This is a genomic window from Streptomyces luomodiensis (genome assembly GCF_031679605.1).
GTDB lineage: Bacteria > Actinomycetota > Actinomycetes > Streptomycetales > Streptomycetaceae > Streptomyces > Streptomyces luomodiensis.
On record NZ_CP117522.1, the window covers coordinates 4,559,290 to 4,574,572 of the forward strand.

A 15,283-nucleotide genomic window follows, 5' to 3' on the forward strand; every position below is an offset into this window, starting at 1 on the left:
AGTCAGTTCCTCAGCCGAGGTGTGCGGCCAGCGTGCGGACCAGGACGTCCTGCTGCTGGACCAGGTAGAAGTGGTCGCCGGGCAGCACCGTGAGGTCGAAGCCGGCCGGGGCCACGGCGGCCCAGGCCCGCATGTCGGCCACGGTGATCCCGGGGTCGCGGTCGCCCACATGGGCGCGGACGGGGCAGCTCACCGGAGTGGCGGCGCGGGGGCCGTAGGTGCCCACGGCCTTGAAGTCGGCGCGGATCGCGGGCAGGACGAGTTCGCGCAGGTCCCCATCGTCCAGCAGCGCGGTGTCGGTGCCGCCCAGCCCCCGGACCTCGTCCAGCAGGGCCTGGTCACCGCGGAGATAGGTGTCCTTGGGGGTGAGCGCGTGGGGTGCCTTGCGGCTCGACACGAAGAGCGCGTCGGGCCGGATGCCGTGCCGGGTCTCCAGCCGCAGCGCCACCTCGTAGCCGACCGAGGCCCCCATGCTGTGGCCGAAAAGGGTGAGGGGCGTGTCGGCGAACGGCAGCAGGGCCGCGGTGATCTCGTCGGCCAGGGCCTCGACGCTGTCCAGGGCCGGTTCCTCCAGCCGCTCCTGGCGGCCGGGGTAGCGGGTGGCCAGCACCTCCACCCCGTCGGCGGTCCCCGGTCCGGCCAGGGCGGTCCCCCAGCCGTGGAAGAAGCTCGCGGAACCCCCCGCGTGGGGCAGGCAGACCAGCCGCCTGTGTGGTGTCCCCCCGGTTCCGTACCTGCGGAACCATCTGCTGTCGATGCCGACGGTCATGATTGTTGTGCCTCCCCGTTGAGAGGAATCCGTGATTCACCATACGGACCGGACAGCCCCCGAATTCCCCTGTTCCTGTCTAGCGGCGGCCCTCGGTATCCCGCAACGCCTCTTCATGAAGCTGCCAACGACCTGGATAGCCCGGTGCCGCGCGCAATTCCCTCATCGTCGCGAGCCGGGTGACCGGGCCAGCAGAAGGCCCAGTTCAGCGGCGCGCACACCGGCCTGAAATCGCGAGGTGGCGCCCAGCAGGGACATTATCTCGGCCACATATCTTCGATAGGTCCGCACGGAGATGGCGAGTTCCCGTGCGGCGACCTCGTCGGTGACCCCGGCGCGCAGCCGCTCCAGAATCTGCTGGGCGATTTCCGTACGGGTCCGGTCCCCGAAATCGATACGGTCGGCCACCACCACCGCGTTCCGCCACACGCCGTCGAAGAGCGCGCGCAGCGGCCGGATCACCCCGACCGAGCCGGTGGCCGAGGCGCGGCGGCCGGCCGCCGAGTCGGCGCAGACCAGGGCCTGTTCGTCGTCGGCGATGACGGCGGCGAGCGCCGGAATCCGGGCCACCCGGGTCTCGACCCGGGGCTCGGCGGCGTACGCCGTGACGAACCGCCAGTCCAGGGTGCTCGGGGTGCACAGCAGCCGCACCGCGAGGCGGTCGCCGCCGTCGGCCGACAACCGCTCGGTCAGGGCCTGGTACACGGCCCGGGAGTAGCCGTGCTCGGCCGCGAGCACCACATCAACGCGCGTCACCGCGTCCGTCACCAGCCGTGCCGCCGCTTCCACGGCGATATGCGGAACGTCGATGACACAGACCCGCGCGTCCCGGTGCAGCCGGTCCCGTCGGCGCACCATGGTGGACGCCAGAAGGGCGCTCACTTCCAGGAGTTCCTGCTCGAATTCGTCGCCGACGCGGACCGGTGCCAGGCTGACGTCGCACTGGCCGGTGCCGGACGTCCGTTCGGACATGACGGATGACACACCACTCACCCCCGTGTGAGTTCGTCCGGCGGAGTCGCCACCGGACGTGTTGTTCAGTCGGACTGTCCCGTTGTTCGGTCAGACCGTCCTGCGGACCGGCGGCGGATCAGTCGCCCGCCGGCAGTAAGCCCAGCTCGACCGCGCGCACCCCGGCTTGGAACCGGGAACTGGCCCCCAGGCCGCGCATGATTTCGGCGACATGGCGCCGGTAGGTGCGCAGTGACACCTCGACCTCCCGGGCCGCCACGTCGTCGGTGTACCCCTGACAGAGCCTCTCGAGGATGCGCCGGACCGACTCGCTCCGCAACCACTTGTCGATCCACTCGTGCTCGGCCAGCGGTACGGCGCTCCCCCACGCGCCCGCGAACAGCAGGTCCAGCGTCCGGACCAGGGCCGGGTCCTCGATGACGGAGACGACCTCCTCGCCACGGCTCTCCACCCGGGAGCGGACCATGGCGATCCTGCCGTCCACGATCAGGGTGTCCGCGAGCGCCTCCGCCACCCGCACCTGCACCTGCGCCTCACCGCGCTCGACGGCGGCGCGCACGGCGGACTCGCGTAAGGACTCGGGCGTGCACAGGAGACGGGCCGGTATGCGCTTACGGCCGCCCACGGCAAGCCGCTCCATGGCCGCGCCGACCACCTTCGCGCGCTCTCCCCCGTCCGGCAGGGCCACGCTGACGCTGTGTTTCGCCTGACCGATCAGGACGTCCACGGCGTTGGCGACGGCGGCCTCGTCGCGGTCCAGTGTGATGACGGAGTTCCGGGCGGTGCGGCGGTGCAGATTCACCGTGGACACGATCAGCTCGCGGGCCTTGAGCAGTGCCGCTTCCACGCTGTCGGCCGATCTGACGTCGGCCGGTCTCTCGGAATCGGAAGCCTTCGATGGACCTGTCATGCCTACCCCCCGAACGGAACGCACAGCGTGATCCACGGGATGCCGAGAGACTGCCCCAGCATTGGTTGACCCTTAAATTTATTACCGACGTACAGGGCCGTACCAGGAGGGAATCGCCTGAACATCCGAGCAGAACTCCGTGAAGCGGAAAAGCTGCGGAGCGCTAAACACATTAACAAGCGGCTCGCGGCCGAGGTTAGTTTGGGCGGCGCATCACCGTCAACGCGCCCAAGAGCGTAAAGAGTTGGCAAAGATACCCGCTTATCCGGAATGCCGCCTCCCGCCGCCCCGCCCGGCGTCCGCCTTGTCAGGAACTTCCCCGGCCGACCGGAAACTGTTCCCCGACTCCCCGCCCATCGACCACCCTGCGCACCGGCCACACTACGCTCAGCCATCATCGGCACTCTCTCTGTCCTCTTGCTGCCACCTCCGCGCGATATCGGAGCCGCCCCGGACGAAAGGCCGTCGGCGGCCCGAATTCCACAGCGTCCGCCGGATGCGGAATACGCGATACGGAATCTGTACAACCGTTCTTCCACGGCCTTTTATCCGCGGCCACTCAGCGTCCACCAGTGCGTCGCCTCGACCGCGCCGGCGGCCTCGGTCAGCAGGCCGGGGCGCACCGGCCGGTCCACGCCCAGCACGACGACCGCGTCGCCGCCCGGCGCGGTGCGGGCCACCCGCATCGCGGTGATGTGCACCCCGCCCCGGCCGAGCGCCGCACCGAGCCCGCCGAGCACGCCCGCCGCGTCCCGGCAGCGGAGGAAGAGCGTCTCCCCGGCGAGCGGGAAGTCCAGCGGCCGGCCGCAGATCTCCACCAGCCTGACGGTGCCCTCGGGCGCCGACAGGGCACCGGTCACCGAGACGCCGTCGCCGCCGGGGAGGGTCGCGCGGACCGTCACCGAGCGGTCGCCCCCGGCCTCGGGGGCGGCGGTGGTGGCGGTGGCCGTCATGCCGCGCTCCTCGGCCAGCGCGGGCGCGTTCACGTACGAGACGCGGGTGAGGCCCGCACCGGTCAGCGCGCCCTTCAGGGCCGCGAGTTCCAGCGCGGCCGGTTCCAGCGCCGCGGGCTCCCGCCTCGTGGGCTCCGGCGTCGTGGGCTCCGGTGCGGCCGCCTCGGGTTCGGTGGGTCCGCCCGTCGCCACGATCTCCAGCCGGGGCGGCGGCCCTCCGGTGGCGGCGGTGACCAGGGCGGCCAGCCGCTCCGTCAGCGCCAGCCAGGGCGCCGGCGCGCGAGGGACCGTCCCGGCCCGTACGTTGACCGCCTCCGGCACCACCTCGCCGCCGAGCACACGCCGTACGGACCGTGCCGCCGACACCCCGGCCCGCTCCTCGGCCTCCGGGGTGTGCGCCGCCGGCTCCGGGGTGATCACCACGGTGTCCAGTTCGGCCAGCGGGGACTCGGCGCGGGCGACGATCCCCGCCGCCGCGACCCGGCCCTCCTTCAGCGCCGCGTACAGCTCCAGCTGGTCCACGGCGCCGCCGCCGGTGACGTCGACCAGGCGCGCCCCCGGTCCGATCCGGTGCAGCGCATCGAACCCCAGCAGCCCGCGGTGCTCGGGCGTTTCGGGCAGGTGCACGGAGACCAGATCGGCACGGGCCAGGAGTTCGTCCAGCGTGACCAGCCGGACGCCCTCCGCCGCGAGGTGACCGGCGAGGTGACCGGCGGAGTGGCCGGTGCCCGCCGACGGGTCGTAGGCGATCACCTCCATGGCGAACGCGCGCATCCGCCGGGCCACCTCCCACCCGACCGGTCCCAGGCCGACCAGCCCCAGCACCTTGTCCGCCAGCTCCATCCCCGGCGGCCGGGAGCGCGGCCGGCGCCCGCCCGTGGGCGACGCGTCGGCCCGTGGGATGCCGCGTGCCACGGCCAGCAGCAGCCCGACGGCGAGCTCGGCGGCGCTGACGGCGTGCGCGGTGGGCGCGTTGACCACCATGACCCCGGCGGCGGTGGCGGCGGGCACGTCCACCGCGCCCACCCCCGCCCCCGCCGTGGCGATCACCTTCAGCCGGGGCGCGGCGGCCAGGGCCTCGGCGTCGATCCGCGTGGTGTCGCGGACGAGCACCGCGTCGGCCTCGGCCAGCTCCCTCAGCAGGGCGTCCCGCCCGGCGCCGGAGCGCTCGCGGATCTCCACCTCCGGTCCGAGGGCGGCCACGGCGGTGGGCGACAGCTCCTCGGCGATCAGTACGACCGGCCGGCGGTCCGCGGTGGCCTCGCCCCCGGCCTCCGTTCCGCCGCCGCGCACGGGGCCGGTCAACCGGCACCGACCAGTTGGGAGGAGGGGTCGGTGCGGGGGGCCGGGAGCTGCGCACCGGCGGGCTCCTCGTAGTGCTCGGCCACCCACTCCGGGTCGTACACCGAGTCGAGATAGCGGTCACCCTGGTCGGGTGCGATGGCCACCGAGACGAGCGGACCGCCGCCCGGCCGCTCGGCCAGCCAGCGCCGGGCGCCGCTGACCACGGTGCCCGTCGAACCGCCGAAGAGGAAACCGCGCCGCGCCATGGCCCGGCAGGTCTCGATGGTCTCCGGCTCCTCCACCATCACCACCTCGTCGACCAGTCCGGGGTCCAGCAGCGCCGGCCGGACCCCGGCCCCGAGGCCCGGGATCAGCCGGCGCGCCGGCGGTCCGCCGAAGGTGACCGACCCGACCGAGTCCACGGCCACCACGGTCACCGAGGGCCGGTGCTCCCGGAACCAGCGGGCGCAGCCCATCAGGGTGCCGGTCGTGCCGGCGCCGATGAACACCACGTCCAGTCCGGGGAACTGCTCGGCGATGGCCGGGGCGGTGGTGCGGTAGTGGGCCAGCCAGTTGTGGCGGTTGTCGTACTGGTTGAGCCAGACATACCGCGGGTCGTAGGCGCACAGCCGCTGTACGTAGTCCAGGCGGGCGCCGAGCAGGCCCCGGGTCTTGTCCGGGCGGCTGATGGTGAGCACCTGGGCGCCGAGGGCCTGCATCTGGCGGCGGCTGGCCGGGTTGCAGCGCGAGTCCGTGACGCACAGGAAGCCGTAACCGCGGCTGGCGGCGATCATGCTCAGCGCGATTCCGAGGTTGCCGGAGGAGGACTCCACCAGGACCGACCCCGGGGCCAGCAGCCCGTCGCGTTCGGCGGCGAGCACCATCTCACGAGCCGCCTTCAGCTTCACGGATCCCGCGAAGTTGAAGCTCTCGCATTTGAGATACAGAGGAACGTCGACCACCGCGCCGAGATCCACATAGAGGTCTTCCATGTTGATCTCGTGCGGGGCTGAGATTACGGGCACGTCATCACCGTTATTCGTCTGGGGCGCAGCCGCCCGGCCGGTTACGAGCCCGATCGTCCGTAGCGGCTGAGCTCGTGGAAGAAACCGTCCACCACCGACAACGCCCCTTCGGCGCGCAGCTGATCGTGGATGTAGCGGCCGAGCGCGATGTCGAGTACGCCCAGGCCGAACGGGGAGAACACCAGCGGGCGGTCGGCGGGCAGCTCGACCCGGCCCTCCAGCACGTCGTAGAGCGTCCCGGCGATGAAGTCCCGATTGCCGGTGAGCTGTTCGGCCAGGTGCGGGGAGGTGTCCGCCTTCAGGCAGTGCTCCACGTCGTCCACCACGTTGGTGGCGGCCAGCAGGATCTCGGGGGCCAGATCGCGCAGCGAGACGTTGAGCACCAGCGGGTTGTGGGCGAACCAGGCCGGGTCGTGGATATGCGGGGTGCCCGCGACGGTGGCGAGGATCACCAGGTCGCTGGCCTCGATCAGCTCGCGGGCGCCTGCGTGCACCACGGCCGGGGCGGCGTCCGCGCGCGAACCGAGGTAGCCGGCGAAGCCCTGGGCGTGCTGCGCGGACAGGTCGAAGATGCCGACCTCGTCGAAGTCCCAGCCGCTCGCCACCAGATAGGTGTGGATATAGCGGGCGATCAGTCCGGTGCCGATGAAGCCGACCCGGCGCGGCCGCTCCCCCCGGCTGAGCTTGTCGGCGGCGAGCGCCGCCGAGGCCGCGGTGCGCGAGGCGGAGATGATGGACGACTCCAGGCAGGCGAACGGATAGCCGGTGTCGTGGTCGTTGAGGATCAGCACGGCCGAGGCGCGCGGGATGCCCGCGGCCACGTTCTCCGGGAAGCTGGAGATCCACTTCAGGCCGTCGGTGGCCCGCTCACCGCCGACCGACGCGGGCAGTGCGATGATCCGCGAGCTGGGCCGGTCGGGGAAGCGCAGGAAGTACGACGGCGGGTTGACGGTCTGCTGGGCGCCGTGCAGCCGGTAGACCTCCTCCACCAGTGTCAGGACCTGCTTCTCGTTGCCCGAGAGCACGTGGTCCACCTGCGCGCCGGAGATGACGGCGAAGGGCGGCACGCCGGATTGCCGGGACATGTAGGGCACTCCATTCATCCGTGGGATCGGGGGTGACGTCGCGGGCGACGTCGGGGGCGTCGTCGGGGGTCGGTCAGGCCGTGTCCGGCACCCGCACCGGGTCGCCGAGGACGACGACGACCTCGCGCTCCCCCTCGTAGGGCTCGCGGCTGTGCGCCATCCGCAGGTTGTCCACGACCATCAGGTCCCCGGCCTGCCAGGGCTCCCGGAGCGTGTGCTTCTCGTACACCGCGTTGATGGCGAGCACCGTGGCCTCGTCGATGGTGCCGCCGTCTCCGTAGCCGCTGTTGAACGGCAGTCCGTCCGGGCCGAATTCGAAGGTCAGGTACTCGCGGATCACCGGGTCGAGGGTCCACTCGTTGAGGAAGGCGATCTGGTTGAACCAGCCGAGGCGGCCGTTCACCGGATGGCGCAGCACCGCGGCCGAGCGCTGCCGGGTGCGCAGATCACCGCCCGGCCGCCACTCGGTCTCGATGCCCCACCGGCGGCAGTAGGCGTCGACGGCCTCGCGGTCCTCGGCACCGAAGGACTCCGCACGCCCGATCCCCACGGTGTCGGTGTAGTTCCGGTCCAGCCGCCAGCCGACCTGCTGGAACCGGGCCACCAGCGCCGGGTCCAGCGCCTCCAGCACCGTCTGGGAGTCGGCCACGCCGGTCACCCCGCCGGAGGCCGGCGGCGTCAGGCACGCGAAGAGCAGGGTCGCGGGCACTTCGCGGCGGTAGCTCAGCTCATGGTGCATGCACATCGGCTGGTCGGGCGGCCACTCCGAGGAGGAGTAGACGCCGTCGGCGCGGAGGTGGCGGGTGGCGAAGCCCTCCCGTTCGGCCATCACCTCGTCCAGGAGTTCCCGGCCCACCCGGCCCACCGTCCGGGCGTCGGCGAGGCCGAGGCCGCGCACCAGCACCGCGCCGTGTTCGGCGACGGCGGCGCGCAGTTCGGCGCGGTGGGCGGCGGCCCACGCGGCCGGGTCGGCGGGCGGGGGCCCGTCGAGGCGGAGCACCGCGGGTCGGTCGGCGAGGACCTCCACCGGCATCGCGCTCGACGTCGTGCTCGATGTCATGTCCGATGCCGCGCTCGTTGTCATGTCGGGCGTCACAGCCATGGTCGGGGTGTCCTCACGTGTCGTTGCGGGCGTCGATCAGTTCGGCCAGCTCGGCGAGCACGGGGCGCTGGTGGATGTCGCGCAGGGTGAAGCCGCGCTCCATCCGGACCACCAGCCGCACCGCCGAGAGCGAGGTGCCGCCCCGGTCGAAGAAGTTCTCGTTCCGCCCGATCTCGTCGTCGGGCAGCCGCAGCACCTCGGCCCACGCCCGCGCCAGCCGGCGCTCGGTGGCGGTGCGCGGGGCCTCCCGGACGGCGTCCCCGGCGGGGGCGTCGAGGTCGGCGGCCACGGCGCGCAGCGCCTTCTTGTCGATCTTCCCGTTGCCGGTCAGGGGCAGCGCCGCCAGGCGCTCGATCCGGTGCGGCACCATATAGGCGGGCAGCACCGCGCGGAGCTGTTCGCGCAGGCCGTCGGAGGACTCGCCGGAGCCGGCCTGGAAGCCGACCAGATGCTTTCCGGCGTCCGGGGTCTCCACGACCACCACCGCCGCGTCCCGGACCGCGTCCAGCTTCAGCAGCTGGTTCTCGATCTCGCCGATCTCGATCCGGAAGCCCCGGATCTTGACCTGCGCGTCCCGGCGGCCGAGGAACTCCAGCTTGCCCTCCGGGAGCCAGCGGCCGAAGTCGCCGGAGCGGTAGAGCCGGTTGCCGGGGCGGTGCGGATCGGTGCCGAACGCCTGGGCGGTGCGCTCGGGGTCGTTGACATAGCCGCGCCCCACGCAGACCCCGGAGAAGACGATCTCGCCGGGGGCGCCCAGCGGCACCGGCTGGAGGTTCTCGTCCACCACGTAGACGGTGACGTTGCCGACCGGTGGGCCCAGCGGGACCGAGTCCCGCTCGGGCACGCCCGTCATCACCTCGTGGTTGGTGTCGTCGCTGGTCTCGGTGAGCCCATAGGCGTTCATCAGCGCGATGCCCGGGAAGCGGGCGAACCAGCGGACGGTCAGCTCCTTCTTGAGCGCCTCGCCGGTGACCGACACACAGCGCAGCGCGGGCAGGTCACGCGGCCGGTTCTCCAGCCGGGACAGCACCACCTCGAGATAGGAGGGCACGGCCTGGAGCACCGCGACCTCGCCGCGCTCGATGGTGTCGAGATAGCGGTCGACGTCGAGCACCGCCTCCTGCTCCACGATGAGCGTGCGGCCACCCACCACCAGCGCCGCCACCAGCTGCCACAGCGAGATGTCGAAGGACTGCGGGGCGGTCTGCGCCACCACCTGCCCCGCGCCGATCGACTGGTCGTCGATCTTGGCGTAGAGGTGGTTGACAAACCCGGCGTGCTCGCACATCGCGCCCTTGGGCTCCCCCGTGGAACCCGAGGTGAAGTAGAGGTACGCCAGCCGCTCGGGGCCGATGACGAGCCCCGGGTCGGTGTCCGGCCGTCCCTCCGCCCAGGCGTCCTCGACCGTCAGCAGCTCCAGGCCCTCGGGCGCGGCCTGCTGGAGGTGGCCGGGGCCACCGGGCTCGGTGAGCACCAGCCGGCAGTCGGCCCGGACCAGGGTGCGGGCCATCCGGTCGGCGGGGGCCTGCGGTTCGATGGGCAGATACGCGGCGCCCGCCTTGAACACGCCGATGACCGCGGCCATCCAGTGCAGATTGCGCTCGGTGACGACGGCGACGACGGCCTCGGGGGCCAGGTCGCGGGCGAGCAGCGCGTGGGCGATCCGGTTGGCGCGGGCGTTGAGTTCCGCGTAGGTCCAGCTCGTACCGGCGTGGACGGCGGCGATCTCCTCGGGGCGGGCGGCCACCTGCTCCTCGAACAGCTCATGGAACCGCCGGTCCGGCAGGGCGCGTTCGGGCCCCGACAGGCCGGTGATCTGGTGGCGCAGCTCCTCGTCGGAGAGCAGGGTGCGGGCCCGGCAGGGCGCGTCCGGCTCGGCCACCAGCCGGGCCAGCGCCGTCAGGTGGTAACCGGCGATCCGGTCGGCCGCCTCGGCGTTCAGCACATCGACGCGGTGGCGCAGCCGGAGGGTGCGGGTGGCGGGGTCGAAGGACACGGTCAGCACGACGGGGGACCCCTCGGGCGGGGTGTGGCCGCCGCCGAGGTCCAGGACCGTCTCGTAGGCCGTGTCGTACGCGGGGTCGTGGGCGGACGGGGACGCGTCGACCGCGCGCAGCAGCTCGCGCCACGTCAGGGCGCCGACCTCGACCCGGCGGCCGGCCGGGGCGGTGGCGGTGTCCGCCACGTACCCGGCGATCAGTTCGGGTTCGCCGCTGAGCGCCGAGAGCACCACGGCGTGCGCGGCGAGCGCGACGGCCTGCCAGCCGGTACCGGTACGGCGCGACACCAGCCGGGCGGCGGCCACCAGCCGGGCGGGCAGGGGGCGGGACAGCTCGGCGGTGCGCGGCTCGGTCTCCAAGGACCAGCGGGGCACGGTGCGCTGGGGTTCGGCGGTCACCCGGGGCTCGTCGGTCATCGGGACGCCCCTTCCGGCCGGGCCCCGGCGACGGCCGGTGCCGAGGAGGGGTCTTCCGACGGACGGCCTGCCGAGGAGAGGTCTGGGGCGAGGTCTCCCGATGAGCGGTCGAACGGGGCGTCCGAACGGCCGTCCCAGGCGGTGCCGCGCACCGACGCGACGAAGGCGGAGACCCGTTCGGCGCCCCAGAAGCCCTCCCGGCCGTTGACGAAGTACGGCACCCCGAAGGCGTCGTCGTGGTACGCGGCGGCCAGGCACTCCACGCCCTTGGCGCGCAGCCGGTCGTCGTCCACCGAGTCCGCGATCCCCGGGTCGAGGCCCAGCTCGTCGGCGATCAGGGTGATGGTGCCGCGCTCGGCGAGGTCCAGGCCCCGGTGCCAGCGGGCCCGGTAGGCGGCGGCGACGAACTCCCGGCCCCGGCCCGCCTCCTCGGCGGCGAGGTACGCCAGGTGGGAGACCTCCCAGTGCGGCGCCCGGTCCACCGGCCAGGTGACCTGCCAGCCGCGGGCGTGCGCCCAGCGGCGGGCGTCGCGCAGGATGTAGAAGTTCTTGGCCCGCGACATCGGCACCACGGGCAGGGTGACGCCCTGGTCGGCCAGCAGCTTCTCGGACACGGCGTCCGGCTCCCAGTACGGGATCCACTCGATCGCGTCGAGGACGTCGGGATAGCGCTCGCTCAGGTCACGGTACGCGAACCACGAATACGGGCTGCGCAACGAGAAATACCAGCGAGGATGTTTCTTCTTACGGCTCACAGCACGATTCCCCCGTCGATCTGGAAAACGGATCCGGTGATGTAGCCGGCGCGGTTCCCGGCCAGGAAGCCGACCAGTTCGGCGACTTCCTCCGGGGTGCCCATGCGGCCCAGGGCCACGGTGGCGAGCGCCGCGCCGCGCGCCTTCTCGCTCACGGCCGCGACCATGTCGGTGTCGATGAACCCGGGCGCGACGACGTTGACCCGCACGCCATAGCGGCCGATCTCCTTGGCCAGGGACCGGGAGAACCCGATGATCCCGGCCTTGGAGGCGGCGTAGTTGGTCTGGGTGGCGTTGCCGTGCACCCCGGCCACCGAGGAGATGTTGACGATGCTGCCGGAGCGGCGCTTCATCATGGAGAAGCCGACCGAGCGGCAGACGTGGAAGACCCCGTCGAGATTGGTGGCGACCACCGAGCCCCAGTCCTCGTCGCTCATCATCACCATCGCCTTGTCGCGGGTGATGCCGGCCGAGGTGACGGCGACCTCCACGGGGCCCAGCTCCTGCTCGGTGCGGGCCACCCAGGCGCGTACGGGCGCGGCCTGCGAGACGTCCACGCGCTCGGCGAGCACCCTGGCGCCCAGTGCCTCCGCCTCCTTGGCGAGGAGTTCGGCGGCCTCGGGGCGGGAGTGGTAGCAGAAGCTCACGTCGTAGCCGTCCTCGGCGAGCCGCAGCACCGTGGCCCGGCCGATGCCGCGTGAGCCGCCGCTGATCAGCGCGACGGGACGGCCTTCGGGCCGATGCGGATCCTGTGTCATGAAGTCGCCTCCTTGAGCGCGCCGGCCGGGCGGAAGGCCATCACCATGCGCGCCACGGACATCACCGGACGGGAGCCGCAGCGGCTCTCGCCCTCGAAGATCACCGAGTCGCCGAGCGAACGCGCGATGCGGACCCGGTGCTCGATCAGCTCCCCGGGCCGGACCGGGCTGTGGAACGCGGCGTCGGCCACGGAGCCGAAGAGCATCACCTGACCGCGGCTCTCCGGGGAGTCCGCCGAGGCCAGCAGCCCCGCCGTCTGCCCCCAGGACTCGATCACCAGGGACGGGGGGTAGGCGAGCCCGGCCCCCGGTGTGAGCCCGGCGTACCAGGGCTCGTTGAGCGTGACGGCCTTGACCGCGGTGACCCGCTCCCCGGGCACCAGCTCCACCACCCGGTCCACCAGCAGCATCGGATAGCGGTGCGGCAGCAGATCGGCGACGGCGGGTGCGGACGCGGCGGTCGCCGCGGACGCTACGGACGCCGCTTCGGGTGCGGCCGCCGCGGACGCCGGCTCGGGCGCGGCCGCCGCTTCGGGGCCGGCCGCCGGCTCGGGCGGCTGCCCGGCGGGCCGGTAGCGCAGCCGTACGGAGGCGGCCTCACCGCGTGCGGTCGAGGCCGACGCCGAGCAGCGCCAGCCGTCGCCCCGGCGCCGCCAGGTGAGGCGGAGGTCGATGACGTCGCCCGGGTAGACCGCACCGCTGAACCGTGCCGAGTCCACGGCCGCGAGCGCGACCGGCTCCGGCGCGGTGGACAGCGCGGCGCGGTGGGCGCACTCCACGACGCAGACCCCGGGGAAGATCGGGAAGTCGGGGTAGTGCCCCGCGAAGACCGGCTCCGAGGCGTCGACCGCGACCCGGGCGGCGGCCCGTCCGTCGGCGAGCGCGCTGGTGACCGTCACCCCCGCCGCCACGGGGCTCACTCCGGCGGCCCCGTCGGCGACCGCCGCCACCGCCGGGCTCACTTCGCGGGGAGCGGCGCCGCCGCCCAGGGCGACTCCGCCGCCCGAAGCAGCATCCCCGCCCTCAGGCACGGCCGCGTTCGCCACGTTCGCCACGTCCACCGCGTTGGCCACGTCCACCGCGCCCACCGCACCCACCGGCCCGTTCACGGTGCCACCAGCCTCAGGACCGCGCAGGCCAGGGAGCCGTCGCGGTCGGCCGAGGTGATGACGGCGAGACGGCCCGCCGCCTCGTCGGACAGTGCGGCCGTCGCCAGCAGGAAGGCGATCTGGAAGGTGGCCGAGGCCGCCGAGACATCGCCGAGCCGGCCCACTCCGGGCACCCGCTCCACCGCCTCCGCGCCGAACAGCGCGGTCAGCGCCTGTCGTTCGCACGCGCCCAGGCGGCCGGGCGCGTCGCTGGGGCTGGCCGCCCACACGTCGTGCGGCCGGGCGCCCGCGGCCTCCAGGGCGGAGGCGACACACGCCTCCAGCACCGGCCGCACCCGGTCTCCGGTGGCGACGCGCGTGCGGACCGCGAGGATCTCGGCGAGCGCCGGGCGGGCGGGGCTGAGCGTGTCCGGCCGCTGGACCAGCAGCGCCGCCGCGCCCTCGCCCAGCGCCACCTCCGCGTCGTACCCGGCGTCGCCGGCTTCGGCGGCCCGGCTGTGGCGCTCGAGCCAGTAGCGGGCCCGGGAGAACTCCTCGGCGGCGGTGCACAGCACCGACCCCGCCCGTCCCGAGGTCAGCAGCCGGGTGGAGTAGTGGAGCGCCGCGAGTCCGGCGGTGCGGCCCTGGGCGAGCGTGGTGTTGGGGCCCCGGATGCCGTACCAGATGGAGCACTGTCCGGCCGCGCAGTTCATCACCGCGTTGGGCATCACGGCCGGGTCGACGTCGAACGGCGCCTCACCCAGGAGTGAGGTGCGGGTGAAGTCCATCATGGACTCGGCGCTGCCGGTCGTGGTGCCGAGCACCAGCGCGGCCCGCTCCCCGGTCTCCCGTTCCCGGTCGGCCTCCGGCTGGTCCAGCAGGCCGCCGACCACGCTGACCGCGAGACCGGTCACCCGGTCCATCGAGCGGGTGCCCTTCTTGCCCAGCACCTGCCGGGTCTCGAAGCCGGGCACCAGATGGGCCGGGCCCTCGGGCACGCCCCAGCGGGCGGTGTCCACCGGGGCGGCGGTGGACCGGCCCGAGCGGAGCCCGTCCACGAGCGCCTGGGCGCCCAGGCCGTACGGGGAGACCGCCGACCACGCCGAGATCACCGGCCGGGTGGCGGCGGGGGCCGCCGCGGCGGTCATGACCGGACCCCCTTCGGGCTGCTGAGGGCCTCGATGGTCGCCTCGTCGAGGGTGGCCATGGACCACTGGTTGGGGGCGTGCTCGGTGAGGTAGCCGTGGGTGATGGTGCCGGTGGCGGTGTGCACCAGCGCGCCGTCGCGGATCACGTAGCAGTCCATCCGCGCCGTGTAGAGCAGGCTCTTGAAGATGTCCTCGATGGTGTAGACGGTGTAGAGCTCCTCCTCCATCACCGTCTCGTCGAGCAGCCGGATACGGGACTGGGTGACGACGGGGATCCAGCCGCGGCCGTCCAGCACCTCCTTGATGGCCAGGCCCCGGTCGGCGAGGAAGAGGTCCTCGGCCTCCTCCATCACGCGCAGGAAGCCGGACATCTGCACCCGCTCGTTGAAGTGGCAGTAGAAGTACGGCATCCGCCAGCGCCAGCCGAACGCGTTGTCCTCGCCGATCAGCTGGGCCAGGACCGGGTCCGCGGTGCCGGTGACGCCGCGGCCCTCGGCGAAGCCGCCGTACGGGCGCGGGGTCACGGCCAGTTCGCGGCGTTCGCCGGTGCCCAGCCGCTCGACGGCGAACCGGGCGAGCCCGGCCGGGTACTCCTCGGACGCCGTGATGTGACCGTCGATCCGCAGCACCACGCCCACCGTGGACCCGGCGCATTTGACCCGCTGGCCGTCGCGCTGGACGAAAAGCGCCACCTGGAAGGTGAGTTCACCGGCGTCGGCCTTGGTGGCGGGGGTCACCTCCGCCTCGACCTCGTCGTCCACCGCGAGCAGCGCGCCGAGCCGCGAGCGCAGGTCGACGACCTCGAAGCCGAGGCCGTAGCGCTGGTAGAGCTCGCCGACCGGGAGCCCGGCCACCCGGAAGTGGTTCAGCACGGCCGCCTCGGCGACGTAGTTGATGTGCTTGAAGCCGATCGCGTAGCTGATGTTGTTGCCTTCGAACACCGGGCGCAGCCGCACGGTGGTCGCAGCGTCCAGCAGGGCCGACACGGCCGGGTCTGGCACCGGTCCCATCGCAGTCT

Annotated in this window: 13 protein-coding genes; all 13 read right to left on the minus strand. The window is 73.0% G+C overall.

What is annotated here, in order from left to right:
* Positions 1-10 precede the first annotated feature (10 nt).
* Entirely contained in the window at positions 11-769 is a 759-nt protein-coding gene (locus tag PS467_RS19125; RefSeq protein WP_311036307.1) for a thioesterase II family protein, read from the minus strand.
* Between the two features lie 162 nt (positions 770-931).
* Positions 932-1,741, minus strand: a complete 810-nt coding sequence (locus tag PS467_RS19130; RefSeq protein ID WP_311036308.1) for a helix-turn-helix transcriptional regulator — start codon at positions 1,739-1,741, stop codon at positions 932-934.
* A 118-nt stretch (positions 1,742-1,859) separates the two neighbouring features.
* Positions 1,860-2,651, minus strand: coding sequence for a helix-turn-helix transcriptional regulator (locus tag PS467_RS19135; protein ID WP_311036309.1), 792 nt, complete (start codon positions 2,649-2,651; stop codon positions 1,860-1,862).
* Positions 2,652-3,196: 545 nt separating this feature from the next.
* Entirely contained in the window at positions 3,197-4,909 is a 1,713-nt protein-coding gene (locus PS467_RS19140; protein ID WP_311036310.1) for an NAD(P)-dependent oxidoreductase, read from the minus strand.
* A complete protein-coding gene (gene sbnA, locus PS467_RS19145) occupies positions 4,906-5,913 on the minus strand; it encodes a 2,3-diaminopropionate biosynthesis protein SbnA (RefSeq protein ID WP_311036311.1) in 1,008 nt (335 codons plus the stop codon). The genes PS467_RS19140 and sbnA overlap by 4 nt, the downstream gene beginning before the upstream one ends.
* A 41-nt stretch (positions 5,914-5,954) precedes the next feature.
* The gene (gene sbnB / locus PS467_RS19150; protein WP_311036312.1) at positions 5,955-6,998 is read right to left on the minus strand and encodes a 2,3-diaminopropionate biosynthesis protein SbnB; all 1,044 of its coding nucleotides are present in this window, start codon (positions 6,996-6,998) and stop codon (positions 5,955-5,957) included.
* A 73-nt stretch (positions 6,999-7,071) separates the two neighbouring features.
* On the minus strand, positions 7,072-8,100 hold the full coding sequence (locus PS467_RS19155) for a TauD/TfdA family dioxygenase (RefSeq protein WP_311036313.1): 1,029 nt from the start codon (positions 8,098-8,100) through the stop codon (positions 7,072-7,074).
* A 13-nt stretch (positions 8,101-8,113) separates the two neighbouring features.
* Positions 8,114-10,516, minus strand: a complete 2,403-nt coding sequence (locus PS467_RS19160) for a non-ribosomal peptide synthetase (RefSeq protein ID WP_311036314.1) — start codon at positions 10,514-10,516, stop codon at positions 8,114-8,116.
* Entirely contained in the window at positions 10,513-11,271 is a 759-nt protein-coding gene (locus tag PS467_RS19165) for a 2-hydroxychromene-2-carboxylate isomerase (protein ID WP_311036315.1), read from the minus strand. Before PS467_RS19165 ends, PS467_RS19160 begins: the two co-directional genes overlap by 4 nt.
* The gene (gene fabG / locus PS467_RS19170) at positions 11,268-12,029 is read right to left on the minus strand and encodes a 3-oxoacyl-ACP reductase FabG (protein ID WP_311036316.1); all 762 of its coding nucleotides are present in this window, start codon (positions 12,027-12,029) and stop codon (positions 11,268-11,270) included. The genes PS467_RS19165 and fabG overlap by 4 nt, the downstream gene beginning before the upstream one ends.
* Positions 12,026-13,138, minus strand: coding sequence for a 3-hydroxyacyl-ACP dehydratase FabZ family protein (locus PS467_RS19175; RefSeq protein ID WP_311036317.1), 1,113 nt, complete (start codon positions 13,136-13,138; stop codon positions 12,026-12,028). Before PS467_RS19175 ends, fabG begins: the two co-directional genes overlap by 4 nt.
* Positions 13,135-14,265 (minus strand): beta-ketoacyl synthase N-terminal-like domain-containing protein, encoded by a 1,131-nt coding sequence (locus PS467_RS19180; RefSeq protein WP_311036318.1) that lies wholly within the window; start codon positions 14,263-14,265, stop codon positions 13,135-13,137. The genes PS467_RS19175 and PS467_RS19180 overlap by 4 nt, the downstream gene beginning before the upstream one ends.
* The gene (locus PS467_RS19185; protein ID WP_311036319.1) at positions 14,262-15,275 is read right to left on the minus strand and encodes a hypothetical protein; all 1,014 of its coding nucleotides are present in this window, start codon (positions 15,273-15,275) and stop codon (positions 14,262-14,264) included. Before PS467_RS19185 ends, PS467_RS19180 begins: the two co-directional genes overlap by 4 nt.
* Positions 15,276-15,283: the final 8 nt, after the last annotated feature.

What these genes read in the sequence shown, in the direction of transcription:
- PS467_RS19185 (WP_311036319.1), bottom strand. Translation starts at nt 15,275, where the DNA reads ATGGGACCGGTGCCAGACCCGGCCGTGTCGGCCCTGCTGGACGCTGCG.
- PS467_RS19180 (WP_311036318.1), bottom strand. Translation starts at nt 14,265, where the DNA reads ATGACCGCCGCGGCGGCCCCCGCCGCCACCCGGCCGGTGATCTCGGCG.
- fabG (WP_311036316.1), bottom strand. Translation starts at nt 12,029, where the DNA reads ATGACACAGGATCCGCATCGGCCCGAAGGCCGTCCCGTCGCGCTGATC.
- PS467_RS19125 (WP_311036307.1), bottom strand. Translation starts at nt 769, where the DNA reads ATGACCGTCGGCATCGACAGCAGATGGTTCCGCAGGTACGGAACCGGG.
- PS467_RS19155 (WP_311036313.1), bottom strand. Translation starts at nt 8,100, where the DNA reads ATGGCTGTGACGCCCGACATGACAACGAGCGCGGCATCGGACATGACA.
- PS467_RS19160 (WP_311036314.1), bottom strand. Translation starts at nt 10,516, where the DNA reads ATGACCGACGAGCCCCGGGTGACCGCCGAACCCCAGCGCACCGTGCCC.
- PS467_RS19135 (WP_311036309.1), bottom strand. Translation starts at nt 2,651, where the DNA reads ATGACAGGTCCATCGAAGGCTTCCGATTCCGAGAGACCGGCCGACGTC.
- sbnB (WP_311036312.1), bottom strand. Translation starts at nt 6,998, where the DNA reads ATGTCCCGGCAATCCGGCGTGCCGCCCTTCGCCGTCATCTCCGGCGCG.
- PS467_RS19130 (WP_311036308.1), bottom strand. Translation starts at nt 1,741, where the DNA reads ATGTCCGAACGGACGTCCGGCACCGGCCAGTGCGACGTCAGCCTGGCA.